Source organism: Spirosoma sp., assembly GCF_026391055.1.
GTDB lineage: Bacteria > Bacteroidota > Bacteroidia > Cytophagales > Spirosomataceae > Spirosoma.
The window spans coordinates 288,786-305,049 of record NZ_JAPLET010000026.1; the positions used below are offsets into that span (position 1 = coordinate 288,786).

10 protein-coding genes are annotated in these 16,264 nt (G+C 56.3%); 1 reads left to right on the top strand and 9 read right to left on the bottom strand.

Translation table 11 applies throughout. The annotated features are described in order from the left end of the window. Position 1: 1 nt before the first annotated feature. The 8 genes from NT073_RS24440 to NT073_RS24475 all read right to left on the bottom strand — a co-directional run bounded on the left by NT073_RS24440 (position 2) and on the right by NT073_RS24475 (position 10,264). The gene (locus NT073_RS24440) at positions 2-2,077 is read right to left on the bottom strand and encodes a hypothetical protein (RefSeq protein WP_297378890.1); all 2,076 of its coding nucleotides are present in this window, start codon (positions 2,075-2,077) and stop codon (positions 2-4) included. An 86-nt stretch (positions 2,078-2,163) separates the two neighbouring features. Next, positions 2,164-3,126: a hypothetical protein gene (locus NT073_RS24445; protein WP_297378892.1), complete on the bottom strand. Its 963-nt coding sequence runs from the start codon at positions 3,124-3,126 to the stop codon at positions 2,164-2,166. Positions 3,127-3,228: 102 nt separating this feature from the next. Then, positions 3,229-3,486 (bottom strand): hypothetical protein, encoded by a 258-nt coding sequence (locus tag NT073_RS24450; RefSeq protein WP_297378894.1) that lies wholly within the window; start codon positions 3,484-3,486, stop codon positions 3,229-3,231. A gap of 1 nt (position 3,487) precedes the next feature. Next, on the bottom strand, positions 3,488-4,438 hold the full coding sequence (locus NT073_RS24455; protein ID WP_297378895.1) for a hypothetical protein: 951 nt from the start codon (positions 4,436-4,438) through the stop codon (positions 3,488-3,490). Between the two features lie 7 nt (positions 4,439-4,445). Continuing rightward, positions 4,446-5,693: a hypothetical protein gene (locus NT073_RS24460; RefSeq protein WP_297378897.1), complete on the bottom strand. Its 1,248-nt coding sequence runs from the start codon at positions 5,691-5,693 to the stop codon at positions 4,446-4,448. Further along, complete coding sequence (locus NT073_RS24465; protein ID WP_297378899.1) at positions 5,693-8,032, bottom strand: hypothetical protein; 2,340 nt, start codon at positions 8,030-8,032, stop codon at positions 5,693-5,695. The genes NT073_RS24460 and NT073_RS24465 overlap by 1 nt, the downstream gene beginning before the upstream one ends. Positions 8,033-8,075: 43 nt before the next feature. Further along, entirely contained in the window at positions 8,076-9,971 is a 1,896-nt protein-coding gene (locus NT073_RS24470; RefSeq protein ID WP_297378901.1) for a hypothetical protein, read from the bottom strand. Then, positions 9,968-10,264: a hypothetical protein gene (locus NT073_RS24475; protein WP_297378903.1), complete on the bottom strand. Its 297-nt coding sequence runs from the start codon at positions 10,262-10,264 to the stop codon at positions 9,968-9,970. The genes NT073_RS24470 and NT073_RS24475 overlap by 4 nt, the downstream gene beginning before the upstream one ends. Before the next feature lie 194 nt (positions 10,265-10,458). Between NT073_RS24475 and NT073_RS24480 the strand changes: the two genes are divergently transcribed. Continuing rightward, positions 10,459-10,731 (top strand): hypothetical protein, encoded by a 273-nt coding sequence (locus NT073_RS24480; protein ID WP_297378905.1) that lies wholly within the window; start codon positions 10,459-10,461, stop codon positions 10,729-10,731. A 32-nt stretch (positions 10,732-10,763) separates the two neighbouring features. On the opposite strand, the gene NT073_RS24485 is transcribed toward NT073_RS24480, so the two are convergent. Next, on the bottom strand, positions 10,764-16,076 hold the full coding sequence (locus NT073_RS24485) for a tape measure protein (protein WP_297378907.1): 5,313 nt from the start codon (positions 16,074-16,076) through the stop codon (positions 10,764-10,766). Positions 16,077-16,264: the final 188 nt, after the last annotated feature.

Here is a 16,264-nt window from a genome sequence, read left to right on the forward strand (position 1 = left end):
CTTAGTGTAGTTGGTTTACGTTTTTAAGGTCCACGATAGGCTCCAGAATGCCCGCCCGTGCGTCCGGCATCCCCGTTTCGGGGTCTATCGGTACGGGTTTGGCAAGGCCCGTCAGGGGCCGTACGGCATCCAGCAGCAGCTTGTACTGTACGTCCGTATCCATATCCAGGAAGCCGGGTTTGGTGCGGATCAGATCCGCTACCAGCCCGTTGAAGTGAATACTGAGGGCGATCCGTAAATTGAGGTTTTCCAGTTCCACACTGCCGGGTTGCATCGTCACCCGCGCGGTAGCCAGCAAAAACTCCTTTTTCTCAAAATCCAGTTCCTCGTAGGGGTCCAGCTTCTCTTTTAGCTCGTAGCGTTTGTAGTAGTCACTGTCCTCGCCTACCTGGTAGGCAATCAACTTTTTCTCCAGCGGCTTGCGGTAGTTGGCGTCGAGTCCGTTTTTTACCGCATCGATCAACTCGTCCCGCGTCAGTTCCGAATTCTCAATCGTCAGCCGCACCGGAGCCAACACCTTCGGCGCCTGTTCCGGCTGGCCGCGCTGGTAGGCCGCGCACAGCAGCAAAAATTCCAGCAGCCCGCACAGGTGAACGCCCTGAACGATCAGCGTCCGGTATAATTCCTCCCGGTCGGCGCGTTTGGCGATGCCCGACTGGGAGATGGGCGATTCCATCAGGAACTGCATATTGACGACCTCGTGAGCCGCTTTCTTTTCGCGTTCGAACTCCAGGACAAACTCTTTGATCGGGTCGATACTGCGGGGAATAAAGCCGCCCGGAGGGGTTGGCAAGCTGGTGCTCGACGACTCCGAACCCAGCGTGTTAGCCGTGGGGGGTGAAACGATAATCAGGCCCAGGCCCGACCCCGACGTGTCCATGCCCGTCCCTTTGCACTTGGGGCACTGGGCCGAGGCAATCACTTCCTGTTCCAGGTTGCGAACCGCGATTTTGCCGTTGTTGCACGGCCCGCCGTCCATCGAACTGTCCACGCACCGTTTCTGGGCGTAGCGCCACTCCTGACTGCTGACGTGGAAATTGCGTTCTACCTCGATGTCGGACTGAATAGCCTGTGCCGATTCGACGTGCGGCATGGCATCGGCCAGAATCGATTCGTAGTATTCCTCGCCGGTATCTTCGCTCCGGATGGCGGTAAACCGTCCGTTGTAGTTGCCGGTGGCTTCGGGGTTCATCATGCCCACCGAATTGCCGGATGTCGGGCTGGCGTTGCCGTTGCGCTGCTCGGCTTCGGCAAAATCCTCCTGAAGCTTGCCGATTTTCCGGGCGGGCATCATCGGGCAGTAGTGCGGCAGGGGCGTAAAGGTGTTGCCGATTACTTCCCCCTGCTCGGTGACGAGTTGATTGAGTCCGGTAATCTGCCAGGTATTGAGCGTGGCGGAATTCGGATCTTCGGGCCGCATCTCCTGCATCTGCCGGGCGATGCAGTAGCTGTCATGGTCGAGGAAAATAAATACCTTGCCGACCTTCTGAATGCCCTTACCGGTAATAATATACGTTTTCTCGTTCGACTCCAGTACCGCGAACTTACCGGCCCGAAACTGGTAGACTTTCTCGCAGTCAATCAGCATCGGCTCGGGTCTGGCCCGTACCTGTTCGCTTTCGGGTTGTTCAAACGGCAACACCACGAGTACCGCATTGGGGTCGTTGATGTAGCGTTTACGTATGTGTTTAAAAAACCAGCTTTCACTGTCACCGTCCGGCATGTAGTTGGAATCGGTCAGCAGCGACTGGAGCGAGTCCTCGATTTCGTCCTCCTGCTGGGGGTAACTGACCTGAAAATCGTCGGCCTGCCGAATGTAGTCCAGTACTTCACTTACCCGCCGACGCAACGAGCGCAGGGGGTTCTTGTAGATTTTACGGCGGTAGTCGCGGTAGGTTTCCGTCTCCTTGGGCCGGTTCAGGTCCAGGTAGTAGGGATAGGCCTTGCCGAAGACAGCCGCCAGTCGGTTGCGGTGGTCGATACTGGCCTGGTAGAAGCTATGCCGCAGGGGTGCCGGTGGTCGCTTCTCGGCGTCCAGTTGCAGATACGGCAATATATCTCGTTGGTAGTCCAGCATGGGGATGGGATAAAAAACCGGAACAGGGTACGCAGGCAGGGCCCAAAGCCCCCGTTCCGGTTATAGAAATTAGTTAGGAGTTAGAACTAGGCAGCGACCACCTTAAAGGCCCACTCACCCATGACGCCGGTTGTATTCTCGGCAATCACTTTGAGGTTGTAGGTGCCGGCCGTCAGGGAACCAATCGTCACCACGCCGGTCGATGAGTTGATGGTACACAGGGCCGGAGGGGCGGAGCCGTCCGAGGAAAAGATGGAGTACTTAACCACCGATGCGCCTACGGTCTGGTTAATGGCGCGGGTGATCGTGCCACCCGCACCGGCCGTCATGTTGAACTGAGCCCCCGAAAGGACGTTCACCAGTACGGTCGTGGTAATGGTCGAGCTGAAGGTGTATTTGAACTGGCTGACGCCCAACAGTGACTCGAAGCCACTGGAACCCGAAATGAAATCCGGGTCCGGCTGCCCGTCCGAGCCGAGTATAATCTGGAAGCCCCCGCCAATTTCGTCGCTGTTGCTGCCCGTCGTTTCATCCCCGATGTTGAGGTATGTCGGCTCTACCAGGTCGTAGCGGAGCGTTTCTACGCTGCGATCGGTAAAGGCGTAGATGTCGTATTCGGCAAAGTTGTAGCGTAGCTGGTTGAAGAACAGCCGGTTCAGATAGAAGTACTTAAAGGTGAAGTCGTAGGTTTCCTCAACCTCCCCCGTGGGGCGGGCCGAACGACGGCTGCCGAAAACGACTTTCTCCATGTCTTCTTTCGGCTTGCCGCGTTTGCCGTTGACGACGCCGTTACCGAATACCCATGCCTGACCGTTCCAGGCCAGGGCCTGTAGTACGGAAACGATGTTGTTGACCGTTACGGGGGCTGCCGTTCCGGATGGTGGCGGGGTAAAGGTGGTGGCTGAGCCGATATCCGGCAGGGTGTTCTTGGGCACTAAGGCCAGGGCGATGTAGTTGCCTTTTGGCAGTTTCTTGCCCGTTGCGGCAATGCGCAACGGAGCCCCCACCGCATAGGGGTCGGATACAAAATCTTTTAAGGATGCTCCCATTTGATAGTTGTGTGTTTACTGTTGTTTGCTGGCCGAGCTGGCCGTCACTACAAGAGGAGACACTGAAGAGGAGCACTAAAAAGAGGAGACTAACGGGTAGTCTTACAGCAGGCGCACCATAGCGGCCTCACTGAGTGAACGGCTGGCGTAAAACCAAAGCTGGCCGCCCGCGGCCGTTGCCTTGACCTCACTACCGTCAATGTTCGCCGTGAACTCGACCCCGTCCGGTGCGTCGGTCGAACAGACGACGGTGCCGTGGGTTTCGTCGATACTCGTCACCTTTACGTCAAAGGTTGGTAAAGTCGGAGCCGGGATTTCAGCAGCAGTATCGGTTTCGGGTACTGTTTTCGTTTTGCTCATGCTAGAATGTAAGTAGGAAATTGGTGTAGTTGGCGGGGTTGGTTTCCCCGATGACTCGTACCTGTACGGTGTAAGTGATTGGTCCGGTTGTCGGTACCGGCCCCGTCCAATCAATTTCCTGGTATAGGTAGCCGTAGAATGTTCCCGGTATCCAGCTACTGGAATAGCCCACCAGAAACCCCTCGCAGGGCTTGGACGAGTTGACCATGGCGCGGATATAACCGCCGGTATTCATTACCCGAAAACTGGCGGCAATAATGTCTCCGGCTGCGGGCGTACTGGCGCTGGTCGGGGCTGGCAGGACGCTCACGCTGATGCTGCGTGTGCGGGTAACGGTCGGGTCGTCGTCGCGGATTACGGATACCGTAACGGTGGCCGAGGTGGTGACCGTTAGCGGAGCCGGCGATCCGGGCGTCGCGCCATTCCAGCCGACAAGTAAGCCCTCCGAGCCGCGGGGTATCACCCGGAGTACCGTAGACCCGGCCTGCATGACCTGCTGAACGTCGAAGCCCAGTTCAGTAACCGGCTTTTTGTCGTAGTCGGCGGGTAGCTGCGATAGTCCGGCTGCCATAGGGTCGTAGTACGAACCGGGCGTTTCGCCAAAAGTCGCAATGTAGTTGGCTACCGTGTAGGTTGTCTGGGAGCCGTCCGCGTTGGTGACAAGCAGCGTATCCGGGTCGAGCCAACCCGTCGTCAGGATCGGATTGACCGACACCATAACCGGGATGCCCGACTGATTACCGCGCTCGGTGACGCTGGCCTGAATGATATCGCCCGTTGCCAAAGGGGGAACGGCCACCAGCGCCTGACCCGATGACACCAACCCGGAGCCGAGCAAAAACTCCCCCCGGTAAACAACCACCGTCGAGCCAGCCGTAACGGCGGCTGACACGGTAACCTGTTCAGAGAGATTATACGCCCCAGCGGTAATATTGGCGGTGATGATAGCCATCGGTCGGTTACGAGATTACAGTGTACTGAATATCGAATGAATACGGCTGCGAAAGGGCCGTTGAGCCCGACGAAATCACGAAGCCGGATGCGGTAATTGACGAAACGTAGATCCGCCCCTGCTCATCGCTCATCCGGGCATTCCGGGGAGCCAGCAGAACGGCTTTCGGTGCGGCTGCATAGGGCGTATTGAACGCTATCGTGGCCATAGTCGAGTTGACGGCTACCCCCGGCGTGGTGGTGAGGGTCACCTTCCCGGCTACGTCATTGCTGCCGGATGCCACGCTGGCGGTTGTGCCACTCGTCCCCAGGCCCGACCCGGGCGTGATGGTTGGCGAGGAGCCAAACGTAACAATGCCCTTGGCGCGAACCCGGCCGTTGACATCGACTTTTTCGCTTGGCGTCGTCGTGCCCACGCCCAGATTACCGTCAGCCGTCAAACGGGCGGATTCGGCATACGTCCCGGCAAACGTCGTCCAAAACGACAAGCCTACTATATCCGAAAAGCCCCCCACTATACCCCGAATAGCTGCGTATTTTTTAGCCGCATTGGATGCGACAAATTGCAGTTCGCCGAATGTGCCGTTGGTGATCGCATTATCCGCCTGATCGAGAAATAGCTTAACCTTTGGTGCTGTTGTTGAGCGGGATTGCACGTTGCCGTTGACATCGACCTTTTCTGCTGGGTTCGGCGTACCGACGCCCATATTCCCGACGCTGTCGATTCGCAGGTATTCAGGATACGTACCAACGCCCCAGCCCTCGATGATAAATGCGTCGTCGTTACTGGCTGGCAGTCCCATGCGCCAGACGGCAACGCCCGTCTTTTCGAATACCAATCGGGCACCCGTCCAGGCGGAGGTCGCCGTGTTTACCAGCTTTGCCAGTATACCTGTAGTGGGGTTGGCCGCACTAACTGACAGCAGGGAGCTGGCCGATGCCGTACCCGCTGAACCCGTTGAGCCGGTCGCCCCCTTGAAGTCGGTGGCACTGGCCAGCACGGACGTCAGCCCGCCCGACGATAGGTAAACGTTGACGGCTGGCTTCACGCCTACGCCCCCCGTCCAGTCTGTTATTTTTATCACAACCCGCAGCCCGTCCGCTACGGTCGTAAAAACCGGTGTCCAGGACGTTTGCTGCTCAATCTGGCCGCACAGTTCCAATAGAGCAGTTTGGATCTCCGAACCATCAATTGCCCCCGACCCATTCAGGCCAAAGGTGTTTGTTATCCAGGTACGTAAGGCGGTTAAAACCATCAGTGGCTAAAGTCAGTTGAAAAGTCCGGCGAGAAATCTCCCGGACGATTGGTGCTGTATGCTGTTGTACTGTCCGTTTCGGCCTGTTGCGGATTGTAGGCGTCGATGGTTGTCGTTAAGGCACTCACCGTTAGTTCCTCTGCTTTTAGGCTGATCCGCCCCGGCGAAAGCCGCACCGGACCCACTTTATTGAGCCGTCCCGCAATCAGCGAAAAAGTAGCTACCCGCTCGTCGTCCTGACTAATGGTTAATCGCTGGGACACTCCGCCCGTTCGTATGAGAAGGTCATAATCGGCGGCAGGTAGTGCTACTCCTTCGGCAATCGGCTCTACAAATCTCAACCGCTTTGCCGCAATCCACAACCCATCCATCCCCAAAACCGAGTAGATAATTGCGTAAAGTCCTGATTCATAGCTTAAGTCGGCGGCTAAACTTGGTCGGTAGTCCAGCATGTCGAGCAGCATTAAATCGGCCGTAGCCTGGGTGCGCCTGCGCCGGCCGGTGGGTTCTGTCTGACTAACCTCGCCCTCACAGCGGTAAGCGACCCCATCAATATACAGGCAGGGGTGTTTCAGGGCGCGGTACAGGTTGTCCTGAAAGGCGGTATCCTGTAGGGTCGTCGTCAGCGTCGTTCTGCGCGTCGCCATGGTGCGCCCCCGGGTGGTTTTACTGTCCAGCGTGGTATACAGCGTTTCACTTTCTTTCCGGCGCGGCTTGTCAATGTAGATCGGCAGACGGATCTGTTGCATTAAGCCGTCTTCACTGTAGGCCGAACCGAAAACAACAGACGGTTTCAGGGGGCCGAACCGCATCAGTGCCGTATCCTTGGTGTCGGGCTTGACGTGGACGTAGTTGCTCACGCCGACCGGCTGGATTCCCTGCCGCAGCACAAACTGGTAATCACCCGGCGACAGGGCCGGGATGCTCACTTCTGCCACGTAGGGAAGGCGCGCAGCAGTCTGGGCCGATAGCAGGGTGATGTTGGCCAGGTTGGCCGGTTCGTGATAGCGGGGGCCGCGCCGGGCCAGGGCCGTTACGACGGTTCCCGGCGTGACTTCGAGCGTAAAGGGATTGCTCGAATACCCGAGTGCCTGAGCAATCGTATCGGGCGTATCGGTTTCCGTTGCCGTCACGGCAGTCACCACGCCGTTGTTGATTAGCTCGAAGCGGTTGCCTTCGACCACGCTGCTGCCCACGTAAATGGTGTACAAATCCGACGTTCGGGCGGCAAGGCTGCTGGTTTTCGTCAGCGTCAGGACGGGATTGTTACTGTTGCTGATCGTCTGACTGCCGACGACGGCGATAGCCGCATAGACCGTACCCGCTGGCAGTGCCGTACGGCCCGCACTGGTGTTGAACTGGGCTTCTATCGTCGCTTTGGTGTCCGAGGCCGTAGCCGTGACGGTGCGCGTTGTCAGGCCGGGTGCTGATATCTGGTAGACGTTGCCGGGAAGCACATCGGACGAAACGACAGCCGTGTAGAGGTCATTGCCCCCCGACGTTGTCACGTAGAGCAGTTGGAGCGTAGGCCGGTTGGTGTTGGTAACGGCAATCGTGCCCGGCTGCGTATAGGCGCTCACGTTAATCCCGCCTGTCCGGCTGAAGCTGCCCGTAGGCACGCCGAGGGCTGACAGAATATCGTCGGGACTTTCGGTGCCCGACGCCGTGTAACTGACCGTATCGAAGACAAAGATATTGCCCTCCTGGATGTCGGGCGATACGCTCAGGTTGTAGGTGTCGAGGGCGGCCATGGCGATGGCTGCCCGTCTGCCCGACATCAGGCTCGGGCTGTTGGTGTTTTTCTCCTCTACCGTACCCAGCCCTACCCGAATCGTCTCCCCGTGCAGACTCACGCGCTCGTTGGGGTACAACCGGATGCGTAGCTCACTACCCGTCCGGTCGCAGTCGACAAGGGCATAGGGGTAGCAGCGGAAGTGCTCCTGAAGGGCGTTCAGGTACTCATCGAGGTCGGTCTGCTGGCCCCGGAACGTAGACAGCACATTCTTGTCACCCGCCATCAGCGCAAACTGGCGGTAGGTATCGGGCGTGGGCGGACTATCGACCCGTAACCGGATCTCGGTATACGTGGCTCCGGCCTGTTTGCGGAGCCGTCCGCACAGCGTACCCGCATCGGTAGCCCCTTTGGGCCGGATGCCGATTGTCAGGTAGTTGGGGTTGACGCCCCCGCAGTCGGCTTTCGGCACCAGCCAGCGCAACTTATCACCCGGCACGACCGGCAGATTGGGGTAGGCCGTTGCGGGTAGGTTCTGGTTGAGGGGCCGGGCGGCTGCATTGTCGGCCAGGGTAAAAAAGCGGAAAAAATTATCAAAGCTATTCATGCACAGTAGCGGCTAAAAGTGAGTAATGGGCAATGCGTCGGAATTATCGTTCTAGCAGGAGCAGCGTTGCCGTTTCGCCCGTTTCGGTCAGCTTCCACTCCGCGTCGAGGAGTTCCCCGGTGTAGGTGTTGCCCTCAAACGGGTAACTGCAAAACTCACCGAGATTCGCGTAGTCAGCCATTCCCATTGGCGTTTCGACCACCACCAGCATCGGCGGTCGGCTGGCGGCATACGGTACGGGGTCCGACTCACTAACGGCCACATCTTTGTAGGTCGAGCGTAAACTGTCCGAGCCGAGTACCGACTGCGCCGACAGGGGTAGACTGGAGCCCAGTTGCAGCAGCCAGTTCCGGAGCATTCGCCCGGGCGTGAGTCCCACGTTGTAGAGCGTCGAGGTGTCGTAGTTGCCGGTAATAAACGGGGTATTTTCGGTGCGCTCGGCTTTCCAGCCCCCACTGACGGGGATGCCGCAAATCAAAAACAGCCGGTCGTCGAGGCTGTCGGCTTTGCTTTCGCTGGCGAGTTTCGAATCAAACTGTTTCCGGCGCTGGGTTTCGATCACGGTGCTCGATGTAATCAAATCGGACACCAGCTTAAGCTCATTTTTGGTGGCCGTAATGCCGGTCGAGTAGCTACGCTGGCCGCAGGGTTCGTCATTGGTCAGCGTACCCGTGTCGGCCTGCCAGGTGTCGTAGCCCACCTGAACGGCATTGTAGAGGTAGTCGGCGGCAATCGTTTCACCCCGTCCCAGTACCGATTCCAGGCGCGTAACGGTTTTGGGTTTGTCGGTTCGCGGTTCCAGTCGTACGGTATCACCTTCCGCCCACAGGGCCAGGCAGGAAATGCTGTTTAACCCGGCAAACAGTCCCGCCAGACTTACCGCCAGAGGTTTGCTGATGCCCCGCAGACCCGCGCCGTTGGCCAGCAACAGCCTCGATCCCCCACCCGTCCGCAGCCAGTTGGACGAAAACGTAAGGCTGCCGCCTGAGGTTTTGGCGACGAGTTGGCTTATTACCGAGTACAGTGTTTCGGCGGGGGTTACTGAGCCGCCCGACGTTTTTTCGTCCGATAGCGCCACTCCCGTTTGTGCGTCGTAAGTAAAAACCCATTTACTCACGCCGGTGCTGCTAAACCAGTCAATTTTCAGGCTGGCCCCCGCGGCCACCGGTACCGACACGTCAACCGCAATCGTTTTCAGGCTGGCGGTTGACGACACGGCTATTTGACCGATCAGTACCCGGTTAGCCAGGCTATCGGAAGGCGTGGCGTACAGCATAGCCGTTAGGCTGGACGATGCCGACGCCGTCACCGAGATAACGCCGGTCAGTTTGACGGTCTGCGTCTTGCTGCTGGTATTGTAGTAGCAGGGGTCGGATAAAATGGGGACTACGACCGGGGCCAGCGTACCGGCAATGGTGTCGTCGGTTTCTGACTTGCGGGTAAACGGTACGCTGTGGGTGATGAAAACGGCACTGATCTCGGAACGCTGAACGGTCAGGGCTTTGGGGTCCGTCACCAGCGACGGCACGCCCGCCAGCCGCCGTTCGTGCAAACTTAGTTTCTGGCTGGCGGGCAGGGCGTAGGCTGTGCCGGCATTGCTCGACAGATCCAGTACGGCCCGGTTGTCGCGCAGTCCGATCGACACCACCGTTCCGTCGTAGCGATAGGTTTTGTAGTCCAGGAAGCCCTCGTAAATAACCTCCCCGAACTCCTCCATGCGCAGACTCGTTTCGGCCTGTATGCCGTAGCGTAAAGCGGCCTGCCGGATAACGGACACCGTATCGGCATCGTCGAAGATGAGGTTTGTCGGCCCGGCCACGTAGCCCAGCTTTCGGTACAGGAAGCCCCAGTACGTCAGATTGCGGGTTTTCTTAAGCGTCAGCCCGTCCGCCTGTTGCGGGGCTTCGATAAGCTGGCTATTGAGAAAGTAGTTGATCATTTCTCTTTGGAGTGGGTGATTTGGTAGTATTGGCGGGCTTTTTTGAGCCGGTCGCGCAACTGGCGCAGAAAGAGCCGGTTGTTTTCACTGACAGCCTGCTGTTCGTTTTGCGTCAGCCGGTCGAGCAGGGTCATACTCGTCAGGTGGTTTGTCAGCTGCTCGTACTCAGCCAGGGGAATAACCAGTACAGGCTCCCCGACGTAGTAGCGTGTCCGGGGGGCGGGCAGCTTCTTGTCGGAGCGAACTTTATGTTGCTTTCTGGGTCGTTTGGGGGATTGGTTCTCCTCGTTCATGGGTCCGGCTTGCGTATATCGACAATCCAAGAGGGCACAAAAAACGCAAAGAGGGAACGCAAAGAGGGGGGGCGGTAATCGGCTGGTGAGGTAAAGTTAATCGTTTTTAAGCCCAAAAAATAAATCAGTAGTCTCAATGAATGTAGCTATGTATTTGTTTTTGTTATTTATTTACAAAAAACATATACTCCACCATGCGAAACCTATTCACCTTCTTGAGCTTAACCTTCCTGTTAACCGACTGCAAAACCAACGAGGCCCCGCCCCAGACCTGCTACGTCTGCACGACGACGACGACGACTATTTCTACCCTGGAAGGTTCGGCGGGTACGACGACGACGACGCAGGTAAAGGATAACGTCTGCGGGGAAGCGGCCAAGGGCGCCGTTATTAACCTGGGCACCCAGCGGTATGCCTCCCCCGGACTAACGATGTACCTGATCACAAAATGCAATGCCAAACCGTAAAAAAAGCCCGGTTGGTCGCCGGGCTTTTTTGTTTATTGCTGCTGCAGATTGGCAATGTAGTTAACCGTCGATTGGTGGGTTTCTACCGAGGTGTAGAGCCCGTGCTTGTTGACGTTGACGTGTACCTGCTTAAGGCCGGTCATTGTTTTATTGAGCCGGGCGATATCCGAGCGTAGTCCTGCCATATCCAGTGCCTGCTGACCGCCCGGATTCATGATGTTGGCCGGAATTTGCATCGGTGTCGTGGCGGGCATCATCAGCGACATGAACTTAGGGTAGTTAGCCATGAACAAGTCGTGGAACTTCACCTTTTCGATCAGCTGCTCGTTGCTCAGGTTCTTGCCGCCGATTGCCAGGTTGTCGGCCGTCGTGATAATCCGTTCCCCTTTGTTGACCATCGCCGGTACCGTATCGCGCCCGTCCGGTAGCCCCAGCCCCTCCACGAAGTTCGTGCCTTTAAAGAAGTATTCGCCCGTTTCCGGCACGTAGCCGATACCATTTTTTACCTGTATCTCATTACCGTTTTTGTCGTAGACGGTGATGTTGTGGTCTTTCCCGTAGGCAATAGTCACCCTTTTCCCCTCCTTGTTATAGGCTTCGTAGATCGGCGTACCGGCGTTGGGGCCGGTGACCTGCTCGGGCAGTCCCTCGACGGGAGCAATCCCCGCTGACGTACCCATCAGTTGATTGATGATGTCGATAATCTGGTTTTGGGCCGCCGTAATCTTACCGTCGTTGGTCCAGGTCTTTTTAGCCTCCAGAATGGCAACTTCGGTTTTCAACTGAGCAATCATCAGCTGCTTATTGGCTTCGAAAATCTCGATGTTAAGCTGCTTGACTGCATTGGCGTACTCGGTATTGGCCACCCGCTTGGCCAGTGCCGCATTCTGCTCATTGGTGGTTAATGCATCTGTCAGCTTGTCAATCGCCCCTTTCAGGTTGTTGTTAATCGTCTCGATTGACTTGACGTAGTTGTCGTTGATGGTCTTGCGGTCGGCAGCGGCATCTTCTTCCAGCTTCGTCAGGTCGTCCTTTAGCTTGGTCTGCCGCGTCTCTTCGGCATTTTTCATGTCCTCCAGCTTCTGGTCGCGCTCGTCGGCCATCTGCTTGAACAGCGTCTGGTAGGCGTTGGTCAGGTTGGTCAGGGCCGCCGTCTCTTCCTGTTTGAGCCGTTCGGTATCTTCCTTTTGCTCCAGGTTGATTTGTTTGGTGGCCAGACTGACGCCCTTCGTTTTGTCGAGCTTGGCGTCCTCGACCTCCGTATGCAAATCCCGAAGCTGTTTATCATACTCAGCCGTCACCGCAGCCCGTTCTCCTTCGTCGGTCAGTGTGGCCAGTATCCGTTCGCGAGTGGCGATAATGCGGGTACGTTCCCCGTCTTCGTAGCGTGCCAGTGCTTCCTGCCGGGGCCGTTCCAGAATGGCGATTTCTTCGATCTGGTCGCTGGTGGCCTGGTCGAGCAGTTGCTTTTTGAGGTCGTAGGTCGCCTGAATCTCGGCCCGGTCAGCGGCTTCCTGCGCCCGCTTCAGTTCAAGCTCTTGGTCGTAGGCTTTCCGCACGATGTCAACCTCTTTGTCGTAGGCTTTGCGCGAATTTTCGAGATTTTTGTCGTAGGCTTTCTTGGCACTATCGACCCGATCATCGACCAGCTTAATCAGATCGTCCTTGGTTTTTTCGGCGATATCCTTTTGCTTGTCGGCGGCATCCTTGGCATCATCAATTTGCTTATTAATGGCCTTTTTATTAGCCTGGTACACCTCATCGATGTAGTCAAGCTTGGCATCACGGACGTCAGCGGCTTCCTCTTTGGCCCGTTCAGCAGCCGCAATCTCCGAGCGCAGATTATCATTTTTCTTGGACTCCATCAGGCGGTACATGTCGGCGGTGTACTTTTTGATGTCGCCCGCTGAGTCAGCCGCAATCTGGGCTACTTTCTGATAATACGCCAATTCGTTTTCGACCCGATCCTTACTTTTGGCAAGTTCGTTGGCCTGTTTGTAGTAGTCCCTGATCATGGCCAGCTTTTCCTTTTCGCTGCCGATGAAGCTGGCCATACCCTGCTTGTAGCTATCCTGCTGTATTTTCTGGTAGTCGCTGGTAAACTGCCGGTAGGTCGCCAGGGTTACGCTAAGGGCGCTGGAAATGTCCTTATAAGTCTGGGCAATCCGGGCGTTCACCGCAGCCGCCACCGTTGCGAGTACCGAGTATATAGCCCCGGCCGCTGAAAGGGCCGATGCCATCGTTACGCCCCTGGCGGATTCCACCGCAGCCGATGCCTGGGCTACATCCCTCGTTCCTTTGGCAATGGCAGCCGCTCCCTCGGCCGTCGTATCGCTGTACATTCCCTTAATGACGGCCAGGTTGTTCCGAGCCGTATTGAGGTTTTCCTTGGCCCCGTCCAGGGCTTTTAACTGTAAGCCGTCAATACTGGAGTAGACGCCAGCCAGCCCCTGAGCGAGCTTACCCATAAAGCCGCCGTCCTGACCCAGCAGGTTAGCCAGCCCATTGATAAATTCCTTCCGGTTCTGGTTAGCCTCTTTAAGGGTTTCCTTTTCTAGCTGGGCCGTTTCCTTCCGGGATTGCTGGATCTCCTTTTCGTATTTGTCAATCGCTTTGGCCGTGGTAGCGGCAGCGTCAACGGTTTGTTTGGTCAGGGCGGTATTATACTGCTCATTGTCTTTCAGCCAGGCCGCATAGGCTTTGCGGTAGGCATCCCCTTTTTCGCCGTCGCGGGCAATGATGTCGTCGAGGAGTCGGCGGGAATTGTCGCGCTGTGTCCGCAACTCGTCCACGGCAGCCGCGTTGACGGTATCCCCGTACTTTTGCTGAAAGACCTTCAGTGCCGCCAGCCGCTGAGTACTTGTAGAGGCATCGTTCAGCAGAATCAGCATCTTTTCCGCTTCCAGTCGCTTGGCGGTACTCAGGGCAATTTTATCGTTACTTTCCTGAACTTTAAGCAGGAAGTTCTTCTGCGTTTCGACCTCGATTTGTTCGAGTACTTCGGCTCGTTTAAGGTCGTACTTAGCCTCAATGGCCATAATTTTCTGCCTTCCCTCTTCGGTCAATGCGGCCAATGCCTTGTTCGAAATATCCTTGGCAACTTTGACCTTGTTAACGGCGGCAATTTCAACATCCTCCTGTTTATTAAGGAAATCAAGTTGCGCCTTTAGCTGTTTGCCCCGGTCCATTTCTTCCTCAGCGGCTCCCTGCTTTTTAATCAGGGCAATTTCATTCGCCGTCAGCAGTGTTACCTGCTTCATTTTCTCTCCGGCTCCGACTAAGGTTTTTATTTCCGTTTCGCGATACGTATTATTGATCTTGGCCAGCGCGTCGAGGTGCTTCTGCTCCTCGGCTTTGTATTCAGCCGAACCTTTCTTAAGGTTCTCTACCTGATTGCTCCATCGCAGATTCTCGGTCTTTATGTCGTCGGCAATCCTCTGGGCATTGGTTTCGGTAATCGTTTTGTTGGCATCGGTAACCGATTTTGAGATGGCGTCCTGCTGCTTCACCAGATCGGTGGCGACCTGACCGATCGACCTTGAGAACGTATTGCCGATGCCTGTCCATGCCTGGTTGAGTGCGGTTGCTTCGGCCTTATTGGCCTTCATGTACTCCAACAGCTTCTGGGCACTACCGCCAAAGGACTTTACGACTTCTTCATTAAGAACATTGGCCCTGGTCACCCGGTCGAACAGATCCGCTTCCGACTGAAATACGCTTTGCTGTTTGTCATTGGCCTGGTCCATCAAGTAGGCCTGACGAGCCAGAACGATTCGATCCCGGTAGGAGTCATTGACCGTATCGAGTATCTTCTTAAGCTGGTTGTTGGTAACCGTTTCGGCGTTGATGCCCTTGAAATATTCGGGGTATTTTTGGATTAGCAGCTCAATAGCGTTTTTGCGCTCTTTGGTGCCGTCAGCGGCCAGCATAGCCGACTGTGTCAGGCTGATCAGTTCCGATTGCTGAGATTTTAATTTTAGCTCCTCTTCGCCGAGCTTATTGATTACCTCATCGGTAGCCGCCGAGTACGCATAAACCGCCGATACCGCCCCAATAATGGCCGTAGCGGCAATGCCGACCCAGTTGGCTTTCAACGTATCGTTGAAGGCCTGAGCGGCTACCATGGCTTCGGTTTCGGCTGCGGTATAGACGATCAGTTCGGCGGTATTGGCGCGGGTGTAGAGCAGGTTTTCGCCCCAGATAATGGTGCGGGCTTTCTGGATAGCCGCCGAAATGCCGTCAAAGACCGACTGCGCGTTGGTCGCTACGGTATACGCGAGCATGGCCGCCGTGATCGACTTGACAATATCGATGGATCGGGCAATAGCGGTGTTGCTGCCCATCGTGGCGTCAATGAGCTTACTGAGCATGCCGATGCCGCCCGCCACGCTCCCCTCGAAGAAATTGCCCACGCTCACCTTTGCCATCAGGTAGGAGTCCGAGAGATTGGATATCTGGCCGCCTAGCGTCTTGGATTGCAGCACCATCATATTGTAGTACTTACCCCCCACTTCGGATGCCGACATGATCGCATTCTTGACGTCCTCGGCCATGATCTGGTGATCCTGCGCCAGCTTGATCACCTCCTGCCGGGGCTTCTTCATCGAGTCCGCCAGCAAGTCGTACAAGGGGATACCTGCTTCGATGAACTGCTTGATTTCCCCGCCCATCAGCCTGCCCGTATTGATCACCTGCCCGTAGGCGAGCGTAATCTGCGGCAGCTTCTCCTTGCCCACCGCAGCGGCCATGTTGCCGAGTGCCGTCAGGGTCGGTATCAGGTCATTGGTGGCAACGTTGTACGCTTTCAGCTTAACGACGTTTTCGGCAACCTCGTCGAGGGTGAACGGCGTTTTCTTGGCCAGGTCGACAATCTGGGTAAACAGCTTGGCGGATTCGGCCTTTGAGCCCAGCATAACGTCGAGCGCAATTTTGATGGAGTCGATTTTGGTTTTGGCATCGATCACGTCCATGCCGAACTGCTCAATCTCGTTGAAGGTAAAGGCCGCAGCCACGAGGGTGCCAAAACTCCGGATTTGCTTGCCTAACTCATCGATATCAGACGCGGCTTTCTTGTTGGCGGCAGCGGCTTCTTTCTTGGCGGCAGCGGCTTCGTCGTCGGTCTCTTTCTGCTGTTTCTTCTGGACCTTGAGCGCATCGGTTATCCCCTTAATGCCATCTACCTGCTGAATATTCATCGACAGGGTCTGGAGGGCTGCCTGCCGGGTAATGTCCTGCTGCTGTTTGGTGAGCCGGATCAGTTCCGACATTTGGTCGGCAACATCCGGTAAATCAGAAATCGCCTGGATACGCAGGCGCATGGTGTCGTCTCTTACAATACCTGACATGAGTTATAGAGTCGGCAATACAGTGTAAAATTTGTGTATTGTTTGCCCGATTTAGGGGCCGCACTATAAGAGGGTCGTTTGCTTCGGAGCGCGAAGCCGGGGTATTCCAAGAGGAGAAAAAAACTTTCACTCTTAGCGTGGTAAGAGTGAAAGGCAAGGGGGTTACCAGCGTAAAGATACGCCAAGCG